General features: G+C 58.7%; 16 protein-coding genes. 13 read left to right on the forward strand and 3 right to left on the reverse strand.

Annotation, left to right across the window (positions count from 1 at the left end):
• Positions 1 to 8: 8 nt before the first annotated feature.
• From HX855_RS22905 to brnQ, 7 genes are all read left to right on the forward strand, one after another.
• Positions 9 to 713: a succinate dehydrogenase iron-sulfur subunit gene (locus HX855_RS22905; RefSeq protein ID WP_088426819.1), complete on the forward strand. Its 705-nt coding sequence runs from the start codon at positions 9 to 11 to the stop codon at positions 711 to 713.
• 262 nt (positions 714 to 975) lie between these two features.
• The gene (locus HX855_RS22910) at positions 976 to 3,807 is read left to right on the forward strand and encodes a 2-oxoglutarate dehydrogenase E1 component (protein ID WP_177087555.1); all 2,832 of its coding nucleotides are present in this window, start codon (positions 976 to 978) and stop codon (positions 3,805 to 3,807) included.
• A 44-nt stretch (positions 3,808 to 3,851) separates the two neighbouring features.
• The gene (odhB, locus tag HX855_RS22915) at positions 3,852 to 5,078 is read left to right on the forward strand and encodes a 2-oxoglutarate dehydrogenase complex dihydrolipoyllysine-residue succinyltransferase (RefSeq protein ID WP_177087553.1); all 1,227 of its coding nucleotides are present in this window, start codon (positions 3,852 to 3,854) and stop codon (positions 5,076 to 5,078) included.
• A 95-nt stretch (positions 5,079 to 5,173) separates the two neighbouring features.
• Positions 5,174 to 6,610 (forward strand): dihydrolipoyl dehydrogenase, encoded by a 1,437-nt coding sequence (gene lpdA, locus HX855_RS22920; protein ID WP_177087551.1) that lies wholly within the window; start codon positions 5,174 to 5,176, stop codon positions 6,608 to 6,610.
• A 214-nt stretch (positions 6,611 to 6,824) separates the two neighbouring features.
• Positions 6,825 to 7,991 carry an ADP-forming succinate--CoA ligase subunit beta gene (gene sucC, locus HX855_RS22925; protein WP_003210567.1) on the forward strand — a complete coding sequence of 389 codons (1,167 nt, stop codon included), beginning with the start codon at positions 6,825 to 6,827 and terminating at the stop codon, positions 7,989 to 7,991.
• Complete coding sequence (sucD, locus tag HX855_RS22930) at positions 7,991 to 8,872, forward strand: succinate--CoA ligase subunit alpha (RefSeq protein WP_010166265.1); 882 nt, start codon at positions 7,991 to 7,993, stop codon at positions 8,870 to 8,872. The genes sucC and sucD overlap by 1 nt, the downstream gene beginning before the upstream one ends.
• Positions 8,873 to 9,323: 451 nt before the next feature.
• Positions 9,324 to 10,637, forward strand: a complete 1,314-nt coding sequence (brnQ, locus tag HX855_RS22935; protein WP_177087549.1) for a branched-chain amino acid transport system II carrier protein — start codon at positions 9,324 to 9,326, stop codon at positions 10,635 to 10,637.
• Between the two features lie 248 nt (positions 10,638 to 10,885).
• Here brnQ and HX855_RS22940 read toward each other — a convergent pair whose 3' ends face one another.
• Positions 10,886 to 11,128 (reverse strand): hypothetical protein, encoded by a 243-nt coding sequence (locus tag HX855_RS22940; RefSeq protein ID WP_010166269.1) that lies wholly within the window; start codon positions 11,126 to 11,128, stop codon positions 10,886 to 10,888.
• A gap of 159 nt (positions 11,129 to 11,287) precedes the next feature.
• On the opposite strand from HX855_RS22940, the gene HX855_RS22945 reads away from it, so the two are divergent.
• From HX855_RS22945 to HX855_RS22960, 4 genes are all read left to right on the forward strand, one after another.
• Positions 11,288 to 11,764, forward strand: a complete 477-nt coding sequence (locus HX855_RS22945; protein ID WP_177087548.1) for a PaaI family thioesterase — start codon at positions 11,288 to 11,290, stop codon at positions 11,762 to 11,764.
• Positions 11,761 to 12,213, forward strand: a complete 453-nt coding sequence (locus HX855_RS22950; RefSeq protein ID WP_177087546.1) for a PaaI family thioesterase — start codon at positions 11,761 to 11,763, stop codon at positions 12,211 to 12,213. The genes HX855_RS22945 and HX855_RS22950 overlap by 4 nt, the downstream gene beginning before the upstream one ends.
• 89 nt (positions 12,214 to 12,302) lie before the next feature.
• On the forward strand, positions 12,303 to 14,207 hold the full coding sequence (gene htpG / locus HX855_RS22955) for a molecular chaperone HtpG (RefSeq protein WP_177087544.1): 1,905 nt from the start codon (positions 12,303 to 12,305) through the stop codon (positions 14,205 to 14,207).
• A 156-nt stretch (positions 14,208 to 14,363) separates the two neighbouring features.
• Positions 14,364 to 15,092 carry a dienelactone hydrolase family protein gene (locus tag HX855_RS22960; RefSeq protein ID WP_177087542.1) on the forward strand — a complete coding sequence of 243 codons (729 nt, stop codon included), beginning with the start codon at positions 14,364 to 14,366 and terminating at the stop codon, positions 15,090 to 15,092.
• Positions 15,093 to 15,225: 133 nt separating this feature from the next.
• Here the strand turns inward: HX855_RS22960 and HX855_RS22965 are convergent, their stop codons facing one another.
• Positions 15,226 to 16,098 (reverse strand): pirin family protein, encoded by an 873-nt coding sequence (locus HX855_RS22965; protein WP_177087540.1) that lies wholly within the window; start codon positions 16,096 to 16,098, stop codon positions 15,226 to 15,228.
• Between the two features lie 65 nt (positions 16,099 to 16,163).
• Positions 16,164 to 16,580, reverse strand: coding sequence for an OsmC family protein (locus tag HX855_RS22970; protein ID WP_177087538.1), 417 nt, complete (start codon positions 16,578 to 16,580; stop codon positions 16,164 to 16,166).
• A 140-nt stretch (positions 16,581 to 16,720) separates the two neighbouring features.
• On the opposite strand from HX855_RS22970, the gene HX855_RS22975 reads away from it, so the two are divergent.
• Positions 16,721 to 17,725, forward strand: coding sequence for an amidohydrolase family protein (locus HX855_RS22975; protein ID WP_177087536.1), 1,005 nt, complete (start codon positions 16,721 to 16,723; stop codon positions 17,723 to 17,725).
• Positions 17,726 to 17,873: 148 nt separating this feature from the next.
• Positions 17,874 to 19,499, forward strand: a complete 1,626-nt coding sequence (locus HX855_RS22980; protein ID WP_177087534.1) for a methyl-accepting chemotaxis protein — start codon at positions 17,874 to 17,876, stop codon at positions 19,497 to 19,499.
• Positions 19,500 to 19,619 lie beyond the last annotated feature (120 nt).

The raw sequence follows: 19,619 nt of genomic DNA on the forward strand, positions 1-19,619 counted from the left end.
TGGCCGATATGTTGAAAGTCAGTGTTTATCGCTACAACCCTGATCAGGACGCCGCGCCGTTCATGCAGGAATTCCAGGTCAATACCGGTGGCAAAGACCTGATGGTGCTGGACGTACTGGCCCTGGTTAAAGAGCAGGACGAAGGTTTCTCCTATCGTCGCTCTTGCCGTGAAGGTGTCTGCGGTTCCGACGGCATGAACATCAACGGCAAAAACGGCCTGGCGTGCATCACGCCGCTGTCTGCTGTGGTTAAAGGCAACAAGCTGATCGTTCGTCCATTGCCAGGTTTGCCGGTTATCCGTGACCTGGTCGTCGATATGAGCATCTTCTACAAGCAATACGAAAAGGTTAAGCCATTCCTGCTGAACGACACTCCGGCTCCGGCCATCGAGCGTCTTCAGAGCCCGGAAGAGCGCGAGAAGCTGGACGGTCTGTACGAGTGCATCCTGTGCGCTTGCTGCTCGACTTCCTGCCCGTCCTTCTGGTGGAACCCGGACAAGTTCCTGGGTCCAGCTGCACTGCTGCAAGCGTACCGCTTCCTGGCAGACAGCCGTGACACCAAGACAGCCGAGCGTCTGGCTTCGCTGGATGACCCGTTCAGCGTATTCCGCTGCCGCGGGATCATGAACTGCGTCAACGTATGCCCTAAAGGCCTGAACCCGACTAAGGCCATTGGTCACGTACGTAGCATGCTGCTGCAAAGCGGCGTGTAACTGACGTTGCAGTAAAAGCAGGACCGTTGTGCCCGTAGATGCTACGGCGCAGGCTTCAACCGGCGCCGTAGTTTTAACTTGAGCAGCGACTTACAAAGCCGCGGCTCTTATTTTGAAGAAATGAGACAAGCAGGGGCATTCGGGTTGGTACCCGAACTATCAGCGTGATCCTAAGTGGCTTGTTTTGGTCGCTGCACTTGGCCTTTTGCAAGCAAACTCGGTGTTTTCGCCGGTGGTGTCCCCAAATCGAGGGTGACCAAGCATGCAAGAAAGCGTGATGCAGCGCATGTGGAACAGCGGCTATCTTTCAGGTGGTAACGCTGCCTATGTGGAAGAGCTTTATGAGCTCTACCTGCACGACCCTAACGCTGTGCCAGAAGAATGGCGCACCAAATTTCAGACGTTGTCTTCAGACGGCAACGCTGCCACCGATGTATCGCATGCAACAATTCGCGATCAGTTCGTGCTGCTGGCAAAGAACCAGCGCCGCGCCCAGCCGGTTTCCGCCGGAAGCGTGAGCAGTGAGCACGAGAAGAAGCAAGTTGAAGTACTGCGACTGATCCAGGCCTACCGTATGCGTGGCCACCAGGCAGCCCAGCTTGACCCGCTGGGGCTGTGGCAGCGTCCTGCACCTGCAGACCTGTCGATCAATCATTACGGCTTGACCAATGCCGATCTTGATACGACCTTCCGTGCCGGCGACCTGTTCATCGGCAAAGAGGAAGCGAGCCTACGCGAAATTCACGAAGCGTTGCAGCAGACATATTGCCGCACCATCGGTGCCGAATTTACGCACATCACTGATTCCGAGCAGCGCCACTGGTTCCAGCACCGCCTTGAAGGCGTGCGTGGTCGTCCAGTGTTGTCCGCCGATGTGCGCAGCCACCTGCTGGAGCGCGTGACCGCTGCTGAAGGCCTGGAAAAATACCTGGGTACCAAATACCCGGGCACCAAGCGTTTCGGCCTGGAAGGCGGCGAAAGCCTGATTCCGATGCTCGACGAGCTGATCCAGCGTTCCGGTTCCTACGGCACCAAGGAAATCGTGATCGGCATGGCCCACCGTGGTCGTTTGAACGTGCTGGTCAACACCTTCGGCAAGAACCCGCGCGAGCTGTTCGACGAGTTCGAAGGCAAGAAGAAGGTCGAGCTGGGTTCCGGTGACGTTAAATACCACCAGGGCTTCTCGTCCAATGTGATGACCACCGGCGGTGAAGTTCACCTGGCCATGGCGTTCAACCCATCCCACCTGGAGATCGTTTCTCCAGTGGTCGAGGGGTCGGTACGTGCGCGCCAGGATCGTCGTAACGATTCCACCGGTGAGAAGGTCCTGCCGATTTCCATCCACGGTGACGCGGCATTCGCAGGTCAAGGCGTGGTCCTGGAAACGTTCCAGATGTCGCAGACTCGCGGCTTCAAGACCGGCGGTACGGTTCACATCGTCATCAACAACCAGGTGGGCTTCACCATCAGCAACCCGCTGGACGCACGCTCTACCGAGTACGCGACCGACGTTGCCAAGATGATCCAGGCACCGATCCTCCATGTGAATGGTGATGATCCGGAAGCCGTGTTGTTCGTGACCCAGCTGGCCATTGATTACCGCATGCAGTTCAAGCGTGACGTGGTCATCGACCTGGTCTGCTACCGTCGTCGCGGTCACAACGAAGCGGATGAGCCTAGCGGCACCCAACCGTTGATGTACCAGCAAATCACCAAGCAGCGCACCACCCGTGAGCTGTACGCCGAAAGCCTGACCAAGGCCGGTGTGGTGGACGATGCACGTGTTCAGGCAAAGATCGATGAATACCGCAACGCGCTGGATAACGGCCTGCACGTCGTAAAAAGCCTGGTTAAAGAGCCGAACAAAGAGCTGTTCGTTGACTGGCGTCCGTACCTGGGCCATGCCTGGACGGCGCGTCACGACACCTCGTTCGATCTGAAAACCCTGCAGGAACTGTCTGCCAAACTGCTGGAAATTCCGGACGGTTTTGTCGTACAGCGCCAGGTTGCGAAGATCTACGAAGACCGTCAGAAGATGCAAGCCGGCGGCCTGCCGATCAACTGGGGTTACGCTGAAACCATGGCGTACGCGACCCTGGCGTTCGAAGGTCACCCGATTCGCATGACCGGCCAGGACATCGGCCGCGGTACGTTCTCGCACCGTCACGCGGTGTTGCACAACCAGAAAGACGCGGGCACCTACATCCCGTTGCAGAACCTGTACGAAGGCCAGCCACGTTTCGACCTGTACGATTCGTTCCTGTCCGAAGAGGCCGTGCTGGCGTTCGAATACGGTTACTCGACCACCACGCCTCAGGCGCTGGTGATCTGGGAAGCCCAGTTCGGCGACTTTGCCAACGGTGCCCAGGTGGTTATCGACCAGTTCATCACCAGCGGCGAGCACAAGTGGGGCCGTCTGTGCGGTCTGACCATGCTGCTGCCACACGGTTATGAAGGTCAGGGTCCGGAGCACTCCTCGGCCCGTCTGGAGCGTTACCTGCAGCTGTGCGCCGAGCACAACATCCAGGTGTGCGTGCCGACTACCCCGGCCCAGATCTACCACTTGCTGCGTCGCCAGGTGATCCGTCCCCTGCGCAAGCCGCTGGTAGTGCTGACGCCGAAATCGCTGTTGCGTCATAAATTGGCCATCTCGACCCTGGAAGATCTGGCCGACGGTTCGTTCCAGACCGTTATTCCAGAAATCGACACGCTGGACGCAGCCAAGGTCACCCGCCTGGTGCTGTGCAGCGGCAAGGTCTACTACGACTTGCTGGAAAAACGCCGTGCCGAAGGCCGCGAAGACATCGCCATCGTGCGGATCGAGCAGCTTTACCCGTTCCCGGAAGACGACCTGATGGAGGCCATCGCGCCTTACACCAACCTCACCCACGTGGTGTGGTGTCAGGAAGAACCGATGAACCAGGGCGCGTGGTACAGCAGCCAGCATCATCTGCGTCGCAGTATCGGCAACCACAAACAGGCCCTGGGCCTGGAGTACGCCGGTCGTGATGCTTCTGCTGCACCTGCGTGTGGTTATGCGTCGATGCACGCCGAGCAGCAGGAAAAACTGCTGCAAGATGCTTTCACTGTTTAACGCCTTCGCGCTGACTGAAACCGAATTTTAAGGACCCACAGATAATGGCTATCGAAATCAAAGCCCCGTCATTCCCGGAATCGGTTGCCGATGGCACCGTTGCCACCTGGCACAAGAAACCAGGCGACGCTGTAAAGCGTGACGACCTGATCGTCGACATCGAAACCGACAAGGTCGTGCTCGAAGTGTTGGCTGAAGCGGACGGCGTGCTGGGCGCAATCGTTGCTGAAGAGGGCGCTACCGTTCTGTCGAACCAACTGCTGGGCTCGATCGAAGAGGGCGGTGCTGCTGCTCCTGCTCCTGCCGCTGCTGCTGCACCGGCGGCTGCCGCTGCTCCAGCTGCTGCACCGGCTGCGGGCGGCGAAGATCCAATCGCTGCACCGGCTGCCCGTCAGCTGGCTGACGAAAACGGCATCAACCTGGCGTCCATCAAAGGCACCGGCAAAGACGGTCGTGTGACCAAGGAAGACGTGGTTGCCGCGGTTGAAGCCAAGAAAAACGCTCCAGCGACCGCACCTGCCAAGGCTGCTGCCCCGGCTGCCGCTGCGCCTGTGTTCGCCGCTGGCGACCGCACCGAGAAGCGCGTACCGATGACCCGCGTGCGTGCCACCGTGGCCAAGCGCCTGGTTGAAGCACAGTCGAACATGGCGATGCTGACCACGTTCAACGAAGTCGACATGACTGAAGTCATGGCCCTGCGTTCGAAGTACAAGGACCTGTTCGAGAAGTCCCACAACGGCGTACGCCTGGGCTTCATGTCGTTCTTCGTGAAAGCGGCCACCGAAGCGCTGAAACGCTTCCCGGCCGTCAACGCTTCCATCGACGGCAGCGACATCGTTTACCACGGCTACGCTGACGTCGGCGTTGCCGTGTCCAGCGACCGTGGCCTGGTAGTACCGGTTCTGCGTAACGCCGAGCTGATGAGCCTGGCTGAAATCGAAGGCGGCATCGCCAACTTCGGCAAGAAGGCCCGTGACGGCAAACTGACCATCGACGAGATGACCGGTGGTACCTTCACCATCACTAACGGTGGTACTTTCGGTTCGATGATGTCGACCCCGATCGTCAACCCGCCACAAGCCGCGATCCTGGGCATGCACAACATTCTGCAGCGTCCTATGGCGATCAACGGCCAAGTGGTTATCCGCCCGATGATGTACCTGGCGCTGTCGTACGATCACCGCCTGATCGATGGTAAAGAAGCCGTGACTTTCCTGGTGACCATCAAGAACCTGCTGGAAGACCCGGCTCGTCTGCTGCTGGATATCTGATAAAGCGGCGGTGAACCGCACCACCCGGTCTGCCGCAAGGCAGGCCGAAGTGCGGCTCACGGCTTGAAGCTTTTAGCTAAAGAGGATTTTTTTTCATGTCGCAGAAATTTGACGTTGTAGTGATTGGTGCTGGCCCTGGCGGCTATGTTGCCGCCATCAAGGCCGCGCAACTGGGCCTCTCGACTGCTTGCATCGAAAAATACACCGACAAGGAAGGCAAACTGGCGTTGGGCGGTACTTGCCTGAACGTTGGCTGCATTCCTTCCAAGGCGCTGCTGGACAGCTCCTGGAAATTCCACGAAGCGCAAAGCGGTTTTGCCATCCACGGCATCAACCACGCTGGCGTGACCATGGACGTGCCAGCAATGGTCGGCCGCAAGGCCAACATCGTTAAAGGCCTGACTTCCGGCGTTGCTACCCTGTTCAAGGCCAACGGCGTTACTTCCCTGCAAGGCCACGGCAAACTGCTGGCCGGCAAGAAAATTGAAATCACCAAGCCTGACGGTTCGGTAGAAGTCATCGAAGCCGAGAACGTGATCCTGGCTCCAGGTTCGCGTCCAATCGACATTCCACCGGCTCCTGTTGACCAGAACGTGATCGTTGATTCGACCGGCGCCCTGGAATTCCAATCGGTTCCAAAACGCCTGGGCGTGATCGGCGCTGGCGTGATCGGCCTGGAACTGGGTTCGGTATGGTCCCGCCTGGGTTCTGAAGTGACCGTGCTGGAAGCCCTGGACACGTTCCTGCTGGCTGCCGACACCGCCGTGTCCAAAGAAGCGCTGAAAACCCTGACCAAACAAGGTCTGGATATCAAGCTGGGCGCTCGTGTTACCGGTTCCAAGGTCAATGGCGACGAAGTCGTCGTGACCTACACCGACAAGGATGGCGAACAGACCATCACGTTCGACAAGCTGATCGTAGCCGTTGGTCGCCGCCCAGTGACCGCTGATCTGCTGGCTTCCGACAGCGGCGTGAACATCGACGAGCGTGGTTTCATCCACGTTGACGATCACTGCGCTACCACCGTGCCAGGCGTCTACGCCATTGGCGACGTGGTTCGCGGCATGATGCTGGCGCATAAGGCTTCCGAAGAAGGCATCATGGTTGTCGAGCGCATCAAGGGTCACAAGACCCAGATGAACTACGACCTGATCCCGTCTGTTATCTACACCCACCCGGAAATTGCATGGGTCGGCAAGAACGAACAGCAGTTGAAAGCTGAAGGCGTTGAAGTTAACGTCGGCAGCTTCCCGTTTGCCGCTTCTGGCCGTGCCATGGCAGCCAACGACACCGGTGGTTTTGTCAAAGTCATCGCTGATGCCAAGACTGACCGCGTATTGGGCGTCCACGTGATTGGCCCAGGCGCTGCAGAACTGGTTCAGCAAGGCGCAATCGGTATGGAATTCGGCACCAGCGCCGAAGACATCGGCATGATGGTTTTCTCCCATCCGACCCTGTCTGAAGCGCTGCATGAAGCCGCGTTGGCAGTGAATGGCGGTGCCATCCACATCGCCAACAAGAAGAAGCGCTAAGCGAGATAATAAGAAACCACGGCGGTTGCCCGTCGTGAGCCTTGTGCGCAAGACTCACCGCGGAATATCCGCTGGACGCAGTCTTGCGCAGTTTCACCACCCAGGGTTCAGGCCTTTGGTGGTTTGACTGTGCAAGCAGCAGTCACAGGTGGCGCGGCACTCAATAAAGAGCGCAGCGCCGAATGCGCAGTACCTAACGAAGACGGTAATAAGCATGAATCTTCACGAGTATCAGGGTAAGCAGCTGTTCGCTGAATACGGCCTGCCAGTATCCAAGGGTTACGCAGTAGACACCCCGGAAGCAGCAGCAGAAGCTTGCGACAAAATCGGCGGCACCGAGTGGGTTGTCAAAGCCCAGGTTCACGCTGGTGGTCGCGGTAAAGCGGGCGGCGTTAAGCTGGTTCGCAGCAAAGAAGACGCCAAAGCCTTCGCTCAGCAGTGGCTGGGCAAGCGTCTGGTGACTTACCAGACTGATGCCAATGGCCAGCCAGTCACCAAGATCCTGGTTGAATCGTGCACTGATATCGCTAAAGAGCTGTACCTGGGCGCTGTCGTTGACCGTTCGAGCCGTCGCATCGTGTTCATGGCCTCCACCGAAGGTGGCGTGGACATTGAGAAGATCGCTGAAGAAACCCCAGAAAAAATTCTGAAGGCCACTATCGATCCACTGGTTGGCGCTCAGCCATTCCAGGGTCGCGAGCTGGCATTCCAGTTGGGTCTGGAAGGCAAGCAAGTTGCCCAGTTCGCCAAGATCTTCGTAGGTCTGGCCAAACTGTTCCAGGACCACGATCTGGCCCTGCTGGAAGTGAACCCGCTGGTGATCAAGGCTGACGGCGATCTGCATTGCCTCGATGCCAAGATCAACATCGACGCCAACGCCATGTACCGTCAGCCTAAGCTGAAGACTTTCCACGATCCGTCGCAAGACGATCCGCGCGAAGCGCACGCTGCCAAGTTCGAACTGAACTACGTAGCCCTGGAAGGTAACATCGGTTGCATGGTAAACGGTGCTGGCCTGGCCATGGGTACCATGGACATCGTCAACCTGCATGGCGGCAAACCAGCCAACTTCCTCGACGTAGGCGGCGGTGCCACCAAAGAACGCGTTACCGAAGCGTTCAAGATCATCCTGTCCGACTCCAACGTCGCTGCAGTACTGGTCAACATCTTCGGCGGCATCGTTCGTTGCGACATGATTGCCGAAGGCATCATCGGTGCAGTGAAAGAAGTCGGCGTTAAAATCCCGGTGGTTGTTCGCCTTGAAGGTAACAACGCTGAACTGGGCGCTAAAGTACTGGCAGAAAGCGGTTTGAACATCATCGCTGCTACCAGCCTGACCGACGCTGCTCAACAAGTTGTCAAAGCTGCGGAGGGCAAATAATGAGCGTCCTGATCAATAAAGACACCAAGGTTATTTGCCAGGGTATTACCGGTTCGCAAGGTAGTTTCCACACCCAGCAAGCCATCGAATACGGCACCAAGATGGTCGGTGGCGTTACTCCGGGCAAAGGCGGCACCGAGCACCTGGGCCTCCCAGTGTTCAACACCGTGAAAGATGCTGTAGCTGCCACTGGCGCCACCGCCAGCGTGATCTACGTTCCAGCTCCTTTCTGCAAGGACTCCATCCTGGAAGCAGCTTTCGGCGGCATCAAGCTGATCGTTTGCATCACCGAAGGCATTCCTACCCTGGACATGCTGGACGCTAAAGTTAAGTGCGACGAGCTGGGTGTTACCCTGATCGGCCCTAACTGCCCAGGCGTGATCACTCCAGGCGAATGCAAGATCGGCATCATGCCAGGTCACATTCACTTGCCAGGCAAAGTCGGTATCGTTTCCCGTTCCGGCACCCTGACCTACGAAGCTGTTAAGCAGACTACTGACGCCGGTTTCGGTCAGTCGACCTGCGTCGGCATCGGCGGTGACCCGATCCCGGGTTCGAACTTCATCGACATCCTGAAACTGTTCCAGGAAGACCCGAAGACCGAAGCGATCGTGATGATCGGTGAGATCGGCGGTTCGGCTGAAGAAGAAGCGGCTGCCTACATCAAGGCACACGTGACCAAGCCGGTTGTTTCCTACATCGCTGGTGTGACTGCCCCTGCTGGCAAGCGCATGGGCCATGCTGGCGCAATCATCTCTGGCGGCAAGGGTACTGCAGACGAGAAGTTTGCTGCCCTGGAAGACGCAGGCGTTAAAACCGTGCGTTCGCTGGCAGACATCGGCAAGGCTTTGTCCGAGCTGACCGGTTGGGCTGTCAAGTAAGCCTCGCGCTTAGCTTGTAACTCTGCTGGCAAAGGCCACCTTCGGGTGGCCTTTGTGCATTCTGGAGGTTGGTGGAGATCAAAATGTGGGAGCGGGCTTGCTGTGGTGAGGGGGCTTGTCCCCCGTCGGGTTCACCACCGATTGATGGGGCTGCTTCGCAGCCCAACGCGGGGCAAGCCCGCTCGCCACAGCAAGCCCGCTCCCACATTCGATTGCATTTCAAAATTTAGATATAAAAACGTGACATAAAAATGTCGCTTATCGGACAGTTCGCCCCGCAACAGTGCGTTTGACCCGCAAATTCGTTAGGCTACCCGCCTCTTTATGCGTGTGCATCCCAAAAGGAAGCCTCGCGCCAGACCGGTCGGTCCCCATCAGGACCGGCAGTATTTCCCTCATCCATAGGGAAGCCCTCTCTAAATTCCGATTCAGTAGTGTGGTATTTCCTCAAATGAAAGTGTTGAAAAGCCAGGATATCCTGGCGTTGGGCTTTATGACTTTTGCCCTGTTCGTGGGCGCCGGCAACATCATCTTCCCGCCTATCGTCGGTTTGCAGTCCGGGCCTCATGTCTGGATGGCGGCGTTGGGCTTCCTGATCACCGCGGTGGGTTTGCCGGTGATCACGGTTGTCGCGCTGGCCAAGGTCGGTGGTGGCATGGACGCGTTGAGCAGCCCGATCGGCAAGATCGCCGGTGGTGTGCTGGCAGCGGCGGCCTACCTGGCAGTCGGCCCGTTGTTCGCCACCCCGCGTACCGCGACGGTGTCCTTTGAAGTGGGCCTGGCACCGCTCACCGGTGAAAGCCCGCTGGCGCTGTTCCTTTACAGTTCGGTGTACTTCCTGTTGGTGTTCTTCATCTCCCTGTACCCAGGACGCTTGCTGGATACGGTCGGTCGCTTCCTGGCACCGTTGAAGATCATCGCCCTGGCCGTATTGGGCATCGCCGCCTTTGCCTTGCCGGCCGGTGATGTGGGTGTCGCCACCCCGGAATACGTGGCTGCACCGTTCTCCCAGGGCTTTATCAATGGTTACCTGACCATGGATACCCTTGGCGCCCTGGTGTTCGGCATTGTGATTGTCAACGCAATCCGTTCCCGTGGCGTCGAGTCGCCGAAGCTGATCACCCGCTACGCGATCATCGCCGGGCTGATTGCCGGTGTGGGCCTGGCGCTGGTTTACATCAGCCTGTTCCGCCTGGGCTCGGGCAGCCATGAGGTGGCCGCCGGTGCCGCCAACGGTGCCGCCGTGCTGCACGCCTACGTCCAGCATACCTTCGGCTCCCTGGGCAGCGGCTTCCTCGCCGTGCTGATCTCCCTGGCGTGCCTGGTGACTGCGGTAGGCCTGACGTGCGCCTGCGCCGAGTACTTCAGCCGTGTGCTGCCATTGTCCTACAAGACCCTGGTGGTGATCCTGGCAGTGTTCTCGCTGTTTGTGTCCAACCTGGGCCTGACCAAGCTGATTGCGTTCTCGATCCCGGTACTGACGGCGATCTACCCGCCGTGCATCGTGCTGGTGGCCCTGAGCTTCTGTAAGGACTTCTGGCAGGAGCAGGGCCGGATCGTTGGCCCGGTGATGCTGGTGTCGTTCATCTTCGGCTGCATTGACGCGCTGAAGGGCGCTGGCCTGGCGGACTGGATGCCATCGCAACTGGCTCACCTGCCGTTGAGCGAGCAAGGCCTGGCGTGGCTGGTGCCTTCGGTGATGACCCTGGTCGTTGCCGTGGTGGTTGACCGCCTGCTGGGCAAGCGCAGCGAAGCCATCGCTTAACGCCTCTGGCACTACGCTGTGACCAAAATGCCCCGTATCAAACGATTCGGGGCATTTTTTTGTCTGCTCATCGGGCGGCTTCGAGGTATTCGTCTTCTTTCTATTTTGCACATATAGGTAGGCGGCACTTGTTCCAACCTTTCGAACTTTGCTGCTCTGATAAAAGCAGCGGACAAAGTAAAGCCCGCACTTGGCGGGCTTTCTTTTGCAACATGGCTTTTCAAGCCACGGCGTTCAAGTCGTCAGACTCAAGAACCGGTTGCAGGTGCTGCTTCTTTTGCGGCTGCGTTGTTCGATTCCTGCTGGGCTTTGGCAGCTTCAGCGTTTTCTTTTGCAGCGTCGTTCACTTTATCCTGAGCTTCGCTCATTTTTTCTTGAGCCTGCTCAGCATGTTGGTTGGCGTCCTGAGCTTTGTCCTCGGATTTTTTATCGCAGGCAGCGAGGCCGAGGGCAGCGGCCAACATCAAGGAAATAGCTAAAGTCTTGCGCATGGGGTGTTTCTCCTTATTGAAGATATCTACTGGCCTTTCGAGCCTATGCCCAACGCTTAGTTCCTTAAATCTCACAGATATATAAGGCATTTTCCCCAGGGAACTTTCACCCCAGTTGTCTACTCCGCCGGATTCACACTAATAAGAGTCTTTAACGAAATGACCGAAAATCCTCTTTTATCCCGCGCCACGCGCTTTGTTTCAGCCTTGCGCCACTGCCAGGTGCTGGGTATCCAGGTTCACAGCGCCAGTGAAGAGGGCATGACCCTGGTGCTGCCCTACGGTCCGCATATTGTGGGTGATCCGCAAACCGGGGTGATCCACGGCGGCGCGCTGACGTCCTTGATGGACACCGCCTGCGGTATGGCCACCTTGTGTGTGCTGCCGGAGTTCGAGGTTTGCCCGACCCTGGACCTGCGTGTGGACTACATGCACCCGGCCGAGCCCCACAAGCCGGTATTCGGTTTCGCCCAGTGCTACCGGGTGACCACCGACGTGATCTTCACCCGTGGCTTTGCCTATCAGGACGACCCGCAGCAGCCGATCGCTCATGTGGTGGGCACGTTCATGCGCAAGGGCAAGCGCCTCAAGGGCAGCCAGGGCCTGGGTAATACGATCAAGGGAGAACAGGCATGACCCATCAGTTCAAGACCCGTCTGCAGCAAGCCCACGAGCGCGGTAACTATGAGGCGCTGCTGAACCTGATTCCCTACGCCAAGCTGATCGGCATCGAATGCACGCGCCTGGGGGATGAATTGCTGTTCCGCATGCCGGCCAACAAGGACAACATTGGTAACCCGATATTGCCGGCGATCCACGGCGGGGTCATTGCGGGCTTTATGGAGCTGTCTGCCGCCTTGCATCTGCTGGTATTCACCGGCGCCCCGGGCGTGCCGAAAATCATCGATTTCTCCCTGGATTACCTGCGGGCCGGGCAGTTTCGCGACACTTACGCCAAATGTCAGGTGTGGCGCCAGGGGCGACGGGTGGCCAATGTGGCGATTACCGCGTGGCAAAGCACCCAGGCCGAACCGATTGCCACCGCCCGTGCGCATTTCAAGATTGAGGAACCGGCCCGCCCTTGAAATCCTGGTCTTAGCCCCCAACTTTGATGACAACCCGCCGCCAACCCTCAAGGGCGCGGCCACTGCCATCCAATTGGAGTTTGATGACCATGAGTGTGGAAACTCAAAAGGAAACCCTGGGCTTCCAGACCGAGGTGAAGCAACTGCTGCACCTCATGATCCATTCGCTGTATTCCAACAAGGAAATTTTCCTTCGCGAATTGATCTCGAACGCCTCTGACGCTGTCGACAAATTACGCTTCGAAGCGCTGTCCAAGCCTGAGTTGCTGGAAGGCGGCGCCGAACTGAAAATCCGTGTGAGCTTCGACAAAGACGCGAAAACCGTCACCCTCGAAGACAACGGTATCGGTATGAGCCGCGACGATGCGATCACCCACCTGGGGACCATCGCCAAATCCGGCACCGCTGATTTCATGAAGAACCTGTCGGGCGACCAGAAGAAAGATTCGCACCTGATCGGCCAGTTCGGCGTGGGCTTCTACTCGGCCTTCATCGTTGCCGACCAGGTTGAAGTATTCAGCCGCCGCGCCGGCCTTGCCGCCAGCGAAGGCGTGCACTGGTCGTCCAAAGGCGAGGGCGAATTTGAAATCGCCACCGTCGACAAGGCTGACCGCGGTACGCGCATCGTCCTGCACCTGAAATCCGGTGAAGACGAATTCGCCGATGGCTGGCGCCTGCGCAATATCATCAAGAAGTACTCCGACCACATCGCCCTGCCGATCGAGTTGCCGAAAGAACAAGCGGCGGCCGAAGGCGAAGAGGCTCCTGCCCAGGAATGGGAAGTCGTCAACCGCGCCAGTGCCCTGTGGACCCGTCCTCGTACCGAAGTCAAAGACGAGGAATACCAGGAGTTCTACAAGCACATCGCCCACGACTACGAAAACCCGCTGAGCTGGAGCCACAACAAGGTCGAAGGCAAGCTGGAATACAGCTCGCTGCTCTACGTACCGGCCCGTGCTCCGTTCGACCTGTATCAGCGTGAAGCGCCGAAAGGCCTGAAGCTGTACGTGCAGCGCGTGTTCGTCATGGACCAGGCGGAATCGTTCCTGCCGTTGTACCTGCGCTTTATCAAGGGCGTGGTCGACTCCAACGACCTGTCGCTGAACGTGTCACGGGAAATCCTGCAGAAAGACCCGATCATCGACTCCATGAAGTCGGCGCTGACCAAGCGCGTCCTCGACATGCTGGAAAAGCTGGCGAAGAACGAGCCTGAGCAATACAAGGGCTTCTGGAAAAACTTCGGCCAGGTCATGAAAGAAGGCCCGGCAGAAGATTTCGCCAACAAGGAAAAAATTGCCGGTCTGCTGCGTTTCGCGTCCACCCACGGTGACGACGGCGAGCAGAACGTGTCCTTGGCCGAATACCTGGCTCGCGCCAAGGAAGGTCAGGACAAGATCTACTACCTGACCGGCGAAACCTACGCCCAGGTCAAGAACAGCCCGCACCTGGAAGTCTTCCGCAAGAAAGGCATCGAAGTGCTGCTGCTGACCGACCGCATCGACGAGTGGCTGATGAGCTACCTCAGCGACTTCGACGGCAAGAGCTTTGTTGACGTCGCTCGCGGCGACCTGGACCTGGGCAACCTGGATTCGGAAGAAGACAAGAAAGCCGCTGAAGAAGTGGCCAAGTCCAAAGAAGGCCTGGTCGAACGAATCAAGACCGCCCTGGGCGATGCTGTCAGCGAAGTGCGGGTTTCCCACCGTCTGACCGATTCCCCGGCGATTCTGGCCATCGGCGAGCAGGACCTGGGCATGCAGATGCGTCAGATCCTGCAAGCCAGCGGTCAGAAGGTTCCGGATTCCAAGCCGATCTTCGAGTTCAACCCGGCTCACCCGCTGATCGAGAAACTCGATGGCGAGCAGAGCGAGGAGCGCTTTGGCGACCTGTCGCACATCCTGTTCGACCAGGCCGCCCTGGCGGCTGGCGACAGCCTGAAAGACCCGGCCGCGTATGTGCGCCGACTGAACAAGCTGTTGGTTGAACTGTCGGTTTAACACCGTTGTAGAAAAACCCGCTTCGGCGGGTTTTTTCGTTGTAGGAGCGAGGGGGACGCCTAGTTCTTGCTCGCGAAAAACTTGAGAGCGCCGCGTTTACTCAGGGCACCTTCAACAGCATTACCATTTCGACGTGATCCTTAATTGGAGTAAATGATGAGCCAAATCACCGTGCGTTCCGTGGTCTATCAGATTGATGGCCAGTCTTATGAAAGCCGCCTGGCATTTGATGCCAGTCATAAGGGCCCGCTGCCAGGGTTGTTGATGGCGCCGAACTGGATGGGTGTCAGTGCCGGCGCTGAAGAGATTGCCAAGAGCGTGGCCAGCAAGGGCTACGTGGTGCTGCTTGCCGATCTGTACGGGCAAACTGTTCGCCCGTCGAACGGCGATGAAGCGGGCGCGGCGATGATGCCGTTGAAGAATGACCGGCCGCTGCTGAACAAGCGCATGCAAGTCGCGCTTGATCACCTGAACACCCAGACTGAAGCCGCGGTGGATACCTCGAAGCTGGCAACCTTCGGTTTTTGCTTCGGTGGTTGCTGCTCCCTGGAGCTGGCGCGTACCGGTGCGCCGTTGAAAGCCGCCGTCTCGTTCCACGGTAGCCTCGACACTCCGAACCCGGCCGATGCGAAAAACATCAAGGGTTCAGTGCTGGTGTTGCATGGTGCTTCCGACCCGTTGGTGCCCAAAGAGCAACTGCCAGCGTTTGAAGACGAAATGAACGCGGCCGGTGTGGATTGGCAATTGCTGAGCTACGGCGGTGCGGTGCACTCGTTTACCGACCCCCACGCGAACGTGCCGGGCAAGATGATGTACGACGCGAAGACCGCTGCACGGGCCTTCCAGTCGATGCATAACTTGCTGGATGAAGTGTTCAAGGGCTGATAGCTCAGTTACCTGAGCTGGCCCCTTCGCGAGCAAGCCCGCTCCCACATTCGACTGCGTTCCTTCAATGGGAATGCGGTCGAATGTGGGAGCGGGCTTGCTCGCGAAGGCTATTTAACGGGCAATAAAGCGCTTAAACCTTGCCTCCAGGCAACTCAATCCGCTCACTTTCCCCCGGCACCGTCGGCCAATCCCCGGCTGCCCAACGCTGCCGAGCCTGCTCGATCAGCGCCGGATCACTCGCGACAAGATTCCAGTTAATCCGCCGTGGCCCATCCAGCGCCGCGCCACCGAACACCACCAGGTGGCAATCGGTCTCGGCAAACAGCGCACTACTCTCGCCTGCCGACAACACCACCAGGCTATGTGCCTCCAACCCCTCACCGTCCAACTGCGCCTCACCCTCCAGCACATACACCGCCCGTTCTTCATGCTCATCAGGGATCAGCAGCGTGGTGGCCGTCTGCATCCGCACTTCGGCATACAGCGTGGGCGATAACACCGGCACCGGCGATACCAGGCAAAAGCCGCTGCCAGCAATCAGGCGAATCTGCACCCCAAGGTTGTCACTCACCGGCAAGCTGGCGGCAGGGTGATGGCTGTAATGCCCAGGCCCTTGTTCGTGTGCCTTGGGGGACGCCAACCACACTTGCAGCCCGTGCAGGCTGAAACCACTGGCCTTGAGCGCTTCGGGGCTGCGTTCAACGTGGGCAATGGCGCTGCCGGCCGTCATCCAGCTGACATCCCCGGCTTTCACCACTTGGTCGGACCCCAGGCTGTCCTTATGCAGGAGTTCGCCTTCAAACAAGTAGGTCAGGGTGGAGAGGCCGATATGCGGATGCTGGCGAATGTTCATGCCGGTGCCAGGGGCGTAGCGGGTGTGCAGCATATGGTCGAAAAACACGAAAGGCCCGACGCTGCGGCATTGCCGGGAAGGCAATGGGCGCAGGATCGGTTGCCCTTCGACATCTTCGGCGCGCGGGCGGATCACGGTCACTGTGGTCATGGTGCGTCCCAGTCTGAGCGGGTTAGAGGCTAGGTGAGCATAACCCGCTCGACGGGACGTTGCCGCTACTGGCTGAAGGCGCCTTCCGAGAGCTTGGTCTCGATGGTGACTTCGGCCGTGGTCATCAGCTTGTGCACCGGGCAGCGATCCGCCACGCGGTGCAGCTCATCGCGCTGTTCGTCGGTGAGTACGCCCTTGAGGGTCAGTTTGACATTGAGCGTGTATTTGCCTTTTTGCTCTTCGGTGCTGTCATGGGTGACTTCCACGGTGACACCGGTGAGGGGAATGTCTTTTTTCTGGGCGTAGAGCTTGACGGTCAGGGCCTTGCACGACGCCAGGGCGGCATCGAAGTAATCGTGGGGAGAGGGCGCCGAGTCGTCGCCACCCAGGCTCTTGGGCAGGTCGGTAAACAGCTCATGGTTATTGATGTTGACGCTGTGGCGGAAGTTTTCGGCGTTCAGCGTGTTCACGGTAACAGGCATGGCAAACCTCACAGGGTGGCAGGAAGAAGGTCATGCAGTTATAGAGCATGCTGGCACTCTGGTGTTCCCTGTTGTTTATCGCTGAACCCGCAAGTGGGGCTTGAGGTCTACCTTCATTAGCCCTTGTTTGAGAGGCCGCTGTGCGCCGGACCTGCCTGAGTATTGCCCTGTTGCTGGCCACCGCAAGCCTCGCGGTGCACGCCCGCGACTATGCCTACAGCGATGCACACCTGCACTACGTCGACTTCTTCCAGGAGTCGGCAGGCATGGACAAATTGCTCAAGGCTATGGCCGATAATCGTATCGAGCACGTGATGATTTCCGGCATCCCCGTGGCCAAGAAATGGCATGAAGACGAACCCAAGCGCCCGCGCTATTACGCCGGTGACGACGCCGATGCCTATTGGTACAGCGCCACTGACGTATTTGTCGCCGACGCGGTGAATAAACTGACCCCGGAGCAACGCCAGCGCTTTCACCCATTCCTCAGCGGTTTCAACCCCAACGACAAAAACGCGGCGTCCCACATCCAGCGCATGCTCGACCTCAATCCGGGGCTGTGGCAGGGCATCGGCGAAGTCTTCACCCGTCACGATGACCTGACTGCGCTGACCTCCGGCGACACCCCAAGGGCCAATAACGAGGCGATGACCCGCATCTATCACCTGGCGGCAGAGAACGACTTGCCGGTGTTGGTGCACTCCAACATCACTTCCAAGCGTGAGAAAAATCCGTTGTACCTGGCGGAGATGGAAGAGCCGCTGCGCAACCACCCCCATACCCGGTTTATCTGGGCCCACGCGGGCAGCAGCATGGAAATCCACCGCCACCAGACGCAGATGGATTTCTTGCTGCCAACCCTGGCGCGCATGCTGGAGGCTTATCCCAACCTGTACGTGGACCTGTCCTGGAGCGTGCTCACGCCTTACTTGCTGGATGAGGCGGGAACGCCGCGGCCTGAGTGGGTAAAGCTGGTAGAGCGCTTCCCGGACCGTTTCATGCTTGGTTCAGACGTTGTAGGGCGCTTCAACAAGCTCGGTCAGGAAATGCGTAGCTTCGATCCGTTCCTCGATGCGTTGCCTGAGGACGTGGCCAGAAAGGTGGCCCGGGACAACTTCCTGGCGATTTTGCCCAAGCCCCGGTGATGGGAGGCGCTGAATCGCTACAGCCGGAGCAGGGCGATCACGGGGTGTTTTGATATCGCGTTTTCGTCTTACGCAAAAGCACCGACTCGCCGATACCTTTCAAGAGCCCGTTGCAGGTGGATGCAGCGCTTTTGGAAGGATTCCGAGCATGAATATCAGAAGTCTTAACATTGCCCCACGCGCCGGCCTGGGGTTTGGGTTGCTGGCGCTGATGGTGTTTGCCCTGGGCGGTTTCGCCTTGTTGCAGATGGCCAATATGCGCCATCAATCGGACCAGGTGGAAAACAACTGGCTGCCCAGCGTGATGGCGGTCGGCGAGATGAATCAGGACCTGCTGCGGGTACGGGCCCTGACGTTGCGCTTGTTGCTAAACCGCGACCCACAGGCGATCACGCAGAATGAACAGAAAATCACCGAACTCAAAAGCGGCTTGCACAAGGCCCAGGCCCTGTATGAAGGCTTGATTGTGCTGCCCGAAGAACGCGCGCTGTTCGATCGTTTCAAGGCCGAGGAGGGGCGCTATCTGCAACGCCAGGAGGAGGTGATGGCGTTTTCCCAGGCCAATCAGCTGGAAGACGCGATCAAGGTGGTCAACGGCGAGATGAACCAGTTGGCCGATGCGTTGGCCGGTACCCTGCGTGAGCTGGTGACCCTCAACAAGGTCAGCGCCAATCAGGCGGCGAGCCTGGCGCAAAGCGTATTCAGCCAATCGCGCAGTTGGGTGGCCGGCATGATTGTGGTCACGGCGTTGGTCACCATTGGCCTGGCGTTGCTGCTGACCCGGAGTATCGTGCTGCCGTTGTCCCAGTCGCTGAAAGTCGCCCAGGGTGTGGCCAGCGGTGACCTGACCGGCGTGATTACGGTGAGTGGCAAGGATGAACCGGCGCGTCTGCAGCAGGCGTTGAAAAGCATGCAGGAGAGCCTGCGGGAAACCATTCGGCGCATTTCCGATTCGTCCAGTCAACTGGCGTCGGCTTCCGAAGAACTCAGTTGCGTGACCGAAGACGCCACCCGTGGTCTGCATCAGCAAAGCCAGGAAATCGAACAGGCGGCCACCGCGGTGAATCAGATGACGGCGGCGGTGGAGGAGGTGGCGAGCAATGCGGTGGCCACTTCGCAGGCGTCCCAGGAGTCGGACCGTATTGCCCAGCATGGCCGGGAGCAGGTGCATCAGACGGTGTTGTCGATTGAGTCCCTGGCTGACGATGTGACGGCTAATGCGATGCAGGTGGGGGACCTGGCGCAGAAGGTGTATGGCATCAGCAAGGTGCTGGATGTGATTCGCTCGATTGCCGAGCAGACCAATTTGCTGGCGTTGAATGCGGCCATTGAAGCTGCGCGGGCCGGGGATGCGGGGCGTGGGTTTGCGGTGGTGGCGGATGAGGTGCGGGCGCTGGCCCATCGTACGCAGCAGTCGACCCAGGAGATTGAGCAGATGATCAGTGGGATTCAGCAGGGGACTGATCAGGCGGTCAGTTCGATGCAGCAGAGCAACACCCGGGCGCGGTCGACGCTGGATATTGCCAAGTCGGCGGGTACGGCGCTGGAGGCGATTGCTTCGGCGTTTACCTTGATCAACGAGCGCAACCTGGTGATTGCCAGTGCCTCGGAAGAGCAGGCGGCGGTGGCGCGGGAGGTGGATCGTAATTTGATGAATATTCGCGATTTGGCGCAGCAGACGTCGGCGGGGGCGAATCAGACGAGTGCGGCGAGCCAGGAGTTGTCGCGGTTGGCGGTGGACCTTAACACCATGGTCGCTAGGTTTTCGGTTTAGGGGGTGGGGTTGTTGGAACGTGTACATATCCGTTGCTGCGGTAACGGCGGCTTAGGGTTCCGCTCTTACAGCGGGTCACTTTTGGCAAACGCCCCAAAAGTAACCAAAAGGTCTTTGCCC

The sequence above is a fragment of the Pseudomonas sp. IPO3778 genome (genome assembly GCF_013386825.1).
In the GTDB taxonomy this organism is placed as follows: Bacteria; Pseudomonadota; Gammaproteobacteria; order Pseudomonadales; family Pseudomonadaceae; genus Aquipseudomonas.